Raw genomic sequence first — 6,343 nt, 5'->3', positions numbered from 1 at the left:
TACAAAATCAGGCCAGTGTTGGTAGCCTCATCACAATGAGATCGTTTGTTGTAGGGCATTTTAGGGGGGGGCGAAGTAATGTTAAACCAAAAATCGCGGTTTTTCCCCAGGAAGTGGCTCTGTGAGGGGAAGAGTACATCTTTTCTATCCCCCCCCACCCATACCCACACCCCCCAGACCTTGGGGGGGGAGGGAACAGTCATGGGGACATTTCTAATTTGGTAAGAAGGGGACATTTCTATTTTGGCTGGACACGGGGAAGATATTTCGTTGCCATAATCCCCCGATCTGATTATAATGAACGTGAACAGCATCACTGAAGAGCGTGCGGGGTTCGTATGGCACCGGTCCGGTGTGTGCGTCATGCTCACCTTCTCGTCGTGACTCTCTCCTTATTGTTCCAGTGCCTTCCCTTGATCGGCAGCGCAGAGAAAATCGCCGCGAGCTGCTGGCGATGCGGTGACATCTTCGTAATGCTCGAGCACGCCACCCGCGGCGAGTGCCCCACCTGTCACGCAGCCTGCAGGCTGTCTGAGGACACCGGCTTGCTCGCGCTCCACTGCATGGATTCGGGATCCGATTCGTGCGCGTTCATCCTGCATTGCCCGGACAGATCGACCGTGGTCTTTTCAGGAGGAAGCGGGGGGAACGGGCAGAGGATCGTGGATTATCTGAAACAGCTTGGGACGGAGGAGATCACCGCACTGATCGGCGCTGATAAGACGAACGCGTGCATGCAGTCGCTCACGGGGATCATGAAGCAGTTCAAGGTGCTGCAGCTTTTTGATCCGGGTTTCAAAAATGAGGGTGGCCTCTATGCCGATTATCTGAAAACGCTGCGGACGGGCGATGTGAACTATCGCGTGGTGCGCGCAATGGAGAACATATCATGTGGCGCGGTGAGGTTCTACATTATGAAACCGAGCTCGTTCAACGCGGACACACCAGATGAAAAAGGGCTCTCGCTCTGTGTGGTTCACGGCGGCAACTCATTCCTCCTCTCGGAAAGACTGCATGGCCAGGGGGCGGCGATCCAGCAGCTCCCGGCGTTTCCGGCAGCGGATGTTCCGCGCGTTCTTTTCGAGGGCGCATCGGCGCCGCTCAAGGCCGTGGGTTCGCCGTACCGCGGCGGAGGGCCGATCGTCCTGCAGAGCGACGGCAGGGCGATAGGGGTGCGGTCACTTCGGCAGATTTCGATCATCTCTTCGAGAGACGACAACAAAAGTGCTCCCGCCCCCGCCGTGCAGCCTGAGGCGCCCTCGCGAAGCTCCAAGGCTGCGGGCGCGCGGCAGGGGAAGATCAATATCAACACTGCTTCGGTGACTGAGCTTGATGATGCGCTGAGCGGAATCGCCGCCAAGAAAGCCGGCACAATTGTCCAGTTCCGCAAAACTCACGGGCCATTCCGCTCCATCGAAGATATCAAAAATGTCCCGGGCATCGGCGAGAAGCTTTTCGAGCGTAACAAAGACCGCATTTGCGTGAGGTGATTATTGAGTACAGATAAATCCGAAATCCTAAACACGAAACCCTAAATAAATCCAAAATCCAAACCCCCGAAATAGAGCAGTGTGGGTTTTGTGCATTTGAGTTTTGTGTTTGTTTAGGATTTCGTGTTTCGAGTTTCTCGTTCCTCGCCTCCTCTTCACCCCTGTGGTATAATCGCCTGTGATGGCCGTGTTCCGCACTGGCTCCTTGTGTGAGGCAGCATTCATGATAAAAACATCCTGTGGCTTTGGATTGATCATCATGTGCATCAGCCCGATGCTTTTCGCGCTTCAGAATGCGCAGCGGGGGGAGGGGCGGGCTGCGGCCTATGGGGGAGGGGTAATCTATGAACCGACAGAGTTCCTTGACCGGTGGGACCGGCGTTACCGACTGATCGACCCCGAGGTGGAGCCCCCCGCGAGCCCGGCGAAGCGCGATTACGCAGCAGCGGCATCCGAATTAAAGGCGGCGATTGTCACGGGCATACCGGATGATGAAATGTACTACCGGCTTGGGTTCTGTTACGAAAAATTGGGCGACTTCGACAGGGCTCTCGATGCGTATTCATCTGCCGCCAAGGCGATTGCGTCAAAGCCTGCGAAGGGCACCAAGGAGTATTATCTGCCCTATCATCTGGGTTTGGTGTATGCGAGGAAGGGCGACTATCTGGAGGCGGCGAGAGCATTCGAAGGGGCGCTTCAATTCCATCAGGTAAGCGCCGCGGCCCACAATAATCTGGGATACTGCTACAGCAAGCTCTCACTGAAGCGCAAGGCGCTGGAAGAATTCAAGAGGGCGGTGGAGTTGAATTCACGCCTCTCCGAGGCGTTCCTCAACACGGGGATCACCCAAGCTGAGCTCGGAGATCTCCCGGGAGCGGAGGACTCCCTCCACACCGCGGTGAGGCTTCAGCCGGACATACGGGGCGGGAGATACAGCCTCGGGCTTGTGCAGCGCGCGCGTGGAGAGGATGCCCAGGCGGAACAATCATTCCAGGCGGCCATAGAGTGCCTTCCGGGAGACGCGAAGGCGCATCTCGCCCTCGCGAGGCTTTACCTCAATTCAGGCAGGACGCAACAGGCGCGCGAGGAAGCCCGCATCGCGTTCGGGCTCTCGCCGGCACTAAAAAATGATAATCCGGATTTGTGCAGTGCGCTGGGGGAGGAAGCCTCTCCCGTTCGCCCTGAATCTCATCCGGGAGCGTATGACGAAAGCGCGCTGATCGAGCGCGCGCAGACCCTCACGGCAAAAGGCAATTTCAGCGAAGCGGAGAAGCTCTACGCGGCTCTTCTCGGCCGCAACCCGCGCTCTGCCCAGGCCTGCCTCGGCATGGCGTATATCAATGAGTTCGCCGGAGGTGTCCGCTACGGCGCGGGGTTCCCCGCGATGAAGAGCGTCGCATTTTACAGGAGGGCGCTCGAATCGCAGCCGCAGGTGAGCACCGCATGGTTCGACCTTGGCAATGTGTACGAGAAATCAGGCATGTATGGGAAAGCGGTTGAGGCGTTCACGAAGGCAAGGGAACTGAACCCCGGCACGAAGTTCGCGTGGTATAACCTCGGGGTGTGCTATGGCAGGCTCGGCGAGAAGGAGAAGGCTGAGGAGGGGTTCCTGGAGACGTTGAGGGTTGACCCTGATTTCGCCCCCGCCCATTTTCAACTCGGGGTACTCTACTCAGACGAGCGAGACTATGGAAGGGCTATCGAGGAATACGAGAATGCGATCCGACTCAACCCCCGCGATGGGGACGCGCATTTCAACCTCGCCCAGATTTACAGAAATCAGGCAGGCAAACCTCAAGCGGCGGTGGAGCATTTCAAGGCATATCTCACGCTCAAGCCCAACGCTGAGGACGCGCCGCGCGTGAAGGAGTGGCTAGAGGAGCTCGGGGAATAGGGGAGTGGCGGAGCAGGGGCTCGCGCTACATGGATGGAATTGTACATGAAAGACATATCCCACGCACATAGAGGCGGCGGAGAATCAGAAAAAACGAGGCAGGGCCGGGAAGGAGCGGCCAGCCCGGCGCTCTATGCTCTCCTCGCGTTCGCGTGGTGCCTGATTTTCGCCCTCGGCGCCGCTGCCCTCTGCTATCTCATGCGCGCACAGCTCAACGCCTGGCATCCCTCGCTCACGGGGGCCGCATTCCTGCTGCTCGCTGTCCCGGTTGCCGCATGCGCATGTTTCCTCATTCTTGAGGTGCTCTCCTTTTCAGCCAACAGGGATCTTTTAGGATTCATTCCGTTCGCGCCGCGTCGGGTGTTGATTATGGCGCTGTTCCCTCTCTGCCGGATGCTCGGCGGGCTCATCGGTCAATCGAGGGATGTTGTTTCCGCCTCGTGCATCGCGTTCAATAACCGAATCGCCCGATGGGCAAAAAAACGGGCGGCGGGCGGGAAACTGCTCGTGCTCCTGCCCAGGTGCGTGCAACGCTCAGAATGCAGACAGGATCTGATCGCGAGCGTCATCAACTGTCAGCGATGCGGCAGGTGCGCGATCGCTCATCTTGTGGGGTTGATGGAAAAGCACTCGTTCGCCATGGCGGTTGTCACCGGCGGGGAGCTTGCCAGGAAAATCGTTCTCGATCTCGCCCCGTCGAGCGTTATCGCCATCGCCTGCGAGAGCGAGCTTATCAAGGGGTTGCAGGAGATTTCGCGCATCCCGGTAATCGCCATCCCCAACAGGAGGCCGGAGGGGCCGTGCAGGGACACCGTGATTGATCTCGAGAAATTCGAACGGGCGCTGCATTCCTTTTCCTCACCGCGTCGCAGGGACCAGTAAATATCGGGGAATTCGCAATCCCCCCTTACGGGAATTTATCCACGCAGAATGATCTGCGCTGAGAGCGAGGTGAGCGTGCGCCGCGGAATCGCCACCGCTGTTTTCCTGCTGGTGGTCATCGTCGTGTTCCTGCCACTCCTCTATCGAGGATCATCCCATGACCTGTCGTGGTCTTTCGCTCTCCCTAGCCCGCGCTCTGTGGCCGGGGGGGACAAGGTCCCCGCATTCTATCGGGAGGGATTTGTGGATCGGGAGGAGATGACCCGGAATGTGCACTGCCCGAGCCTGGTGGAGCTGGGAGACGGGAACCTGTTCGCGGTATGGTACGGAGGAAAGCGGGAGGGTTCGTCTGATGTTGCGCTGTACCAGTCCGTATGGGACAGGCGAACCGGCATATGGACGAGCCCCTGCCTCCTGGCGGACACCCCGCAGACCCAGGCCGACCTCCAGCGTTACGTGCGGAAGCTGGGAAACGCCGTGGTCCTCAAGGATTCTCGTGGCGCACTGTGGCTGTTTTATGTGAGCGTATCCCTGGGGGGATGGTCGGGCAGCGCGGTCAACTTCCGGGTTTCAAAGGACGACGGTTGTCACTGGTCAGAGACGCGGCGCCTGGTCACGAGCCCCCTCTTCAATATGGGTACTCTCGTGAGGGGGGCGCCGTTTCTCTACGCCGATGGATCCATCGGGTTGCCGGTCTATCACGAATTACTCAGCAAATGGGGCGAGCTCGTGCGCGTGGGATCCGACGGCACGGTGCTCGACGCGTCGCCGATTACGTGCGATCGAGTATTGCTGCAGCCTTCCATCGTGCCCCTCGACACGACCCACGCGGTCGCCTTTATGCGCAACAGCGGCGAGGCCTCACGGCGCATACTCATGTCCGCCACCCGCGATGGGGGCCGGACATGGTCCGCGCCGGAGAGGATGTCCTTTCCGAATCCTGACTCCGCCGTGGCCGGGTTCCGGGCGCGTGATGGGACCGTGTGGCTCGTCTTCAACAATATGGATATTGACAGGGATGACCTGTCACTCGCGGGATCGCTGGATGGCGGAGTCACCTGGCGCGTGGTCCACGCGTTCGAGCGGGAAATCGCCTCAGAGGAGGAGGAGATCCCTGGATTCTCCTACCCGTATCTCACGCAGGCCCGAGATGGCGTGTTCCACCTGCTCTACACATGGAACAGGAGGCGCATCAAGCACGTGAGTTTCAATGAGTCCTGGTTGAAAAAACTTCAATGAACCTGCATCTGTCTGTTGACATACTGGGGATCGCTGCAGCATTTTTACTGCTGGCAAGCTCCGTCCTCGCGGTCTCCCGTGCCCGCCGCCGTTCCCGGCGCATGCGAGTCCTTCTGATGGTGCTGTGCCTTGCGATCGTCCTCGTCCCCGTAGGCGGCATCCCGGTGTTCGGATATCTTCTCGGCGTCGTGGGGGAGGTGAGCGTCACCTTGACGCTGCTGCTCGCCTGTGCCCTGATTCACCAGATGTGCGGCATGCGGATACTTCCCGTGGCCGACCTCTCCGCCATGTTATGCACCCTCGCAATCGCAGGCCTCATTCTATATCCATCGGCCATGGGCCTGGTCCCCATAGACATCTATCGCCTCGGTTACCGGCCGACGGGTTTGCTGCTGTTGCTGATGCTGCTCGCGCTCTGGGCATGGGCATCGAAGCGGAATATGGCGGCGTTCGCTGCCATCATCGCGATCGCGGCATTTGATCTGCACCTGGCCGAGTCTGACAATCTGTGGGACTACCTGACCGATCCGCTGGCGACGTTCTGGGCATGGGGGTGGGTGCTGTCAGTGCTCTGTGCCGGCGTGTGGAGGCGCACGCATCGCGCCAGGCGATTAGAGAATGCCTGAAGGATTTACGGTTTTTCCCCACCGGACTCAGATAATAAACACAATAATGTGAGTTTCTAAACAAACTGTGTAGCCGACACTTAAGTGTCGGCTAGTGTGCCCGGCATGTGTTGTTTCTCACAAGCTGAAAGGAGCTTGTCGGAGCTGATAGCGGCAACCGTAGCCAAACCGCAAGGCGTAGCCGTAAGGCGAAGCTGAAAGAAGCGGAAGGC

5 protein-coding genes are annotated in these 6,343 nt (G+C 58.9%); all 5 read left to right on the top strand.

What is annotated here, in order from left to right; genetic code table 11:
* The first annotated feature begins 338 nt into the window (after positions 1-338).
* The 5 genes from NTX71_02105 to NTX71_02085 all read left to right on the top strand — a co-directional run bounded on the left by NTX71_02105 (position 339) and on the right by NTX71_02085 (position 6,131).
* A complete protein-coding gene (locus tag NTX71_02105; protein ID MCX6338696.1) occupies positions 339-1,490 on the top strand; it encodes a helix-hairpin-helix domain-containing protein in 1,152 nt (383 codons plus the stop codon).
* A 223-nt stretch (positions 1,491-1,713) separates the two neighbouring features.
* Positions 1,714-3,384, top strand: coding sequence for a tetratricopeptide repeat protein (locus NTX71_02100; protein ID MCX6338695.1), 1,671 nt, complete (start codon positions 1,714-1,716; stop codon positions 3,382-3,384).
* Between the two features lie 45 nt (positions 3,385-3,429).
* The gene (locus NTX71_02095) at positions 3,430-4,266 is read left to right on the top strand and encodes a DUF116 domain-containing protein (GenBank protein ID MCX6338694.1); all 837 of its coding nucleotides are present in this window, start codon (positions 3,430-3,432) and stop codon (positions 4,264-4,266) included.
* Positions 4,267-4,314: 48 nt separating this feature from the next.
* A complete protein-coding gene (locus NTX71_02090; GenBank protein MCX6338693.1) occupies positions 4,315-5,505 on the top strand; it encodes an exo-alpha-sialidase in 1,191 nt (396 codons plus the stop codon).
* A complete protein-coding gene (locus NTX71_02085; protein ID MCX6338692.1) occupies positions 5,502-6,131 on the top strand; it encodes a hypothetical protein in 630 nt (209 codons plus the stop codon). Before NTX71_02090 ends, NTX71_02085 begins: the two co-directional genes overlap by 4 nt.
* The last annotated feature ends 212 nt before the right edge of the window (positions 6,132-6,343 follow it).

The sequence above is a fragment of the Candidatus Auribacterota bacterium genome (assembly GCA_026392035.1).
In the GTDB taxonomy this organism is placed as follows: Bacteria; Auribacterota; Tritonobacteria; order UBA1439; family UBA1439; genus JAPLCX01.
Note: the sequence above shows the minus strand (reverse complement) of the source record. Positions and strands in the feature narration are given on the sequence as shown.

Excerpts from the sequence above, each read along its gene's own strand:
- NTX71_02085 (MCX6338692.1), top strand. The coding sequence starts at position 5,502 with ATGAACCTGCATCTGTCTGTTGACATACTGGGGATCGCTGCAGCATTT.
- NTX71_02100 (MCX6338695.1), top strand. The coding sequence starts at position 1,714 with ATGATAAAAACATCCTGTGGCTTTGGATTGATCATCATGTGCATCAGC.
- NTX71_02095 (MCX6338694.1), top strand. The coding sequence starts at position 3,430 with ATGAAAGACATATCCCACGCACATAGAGGCGGCGGAGAATCAGAAAAA.
- NTX71_02105 (MCX6338696.1), top strand. The coding sequence starts at position 339 with ATGGCACCGGTCCGGTGTGTGCGTCATGCTCACCTTCTCGTCGTGACT.
- NTX71_02090 (MCX6338693.1), top strand. The coding sequence starts at position 4,315 with ATGATCTGCGCTGAGAGCGAGGTGAGCGTGCGCCGCGGAATCGCCACC.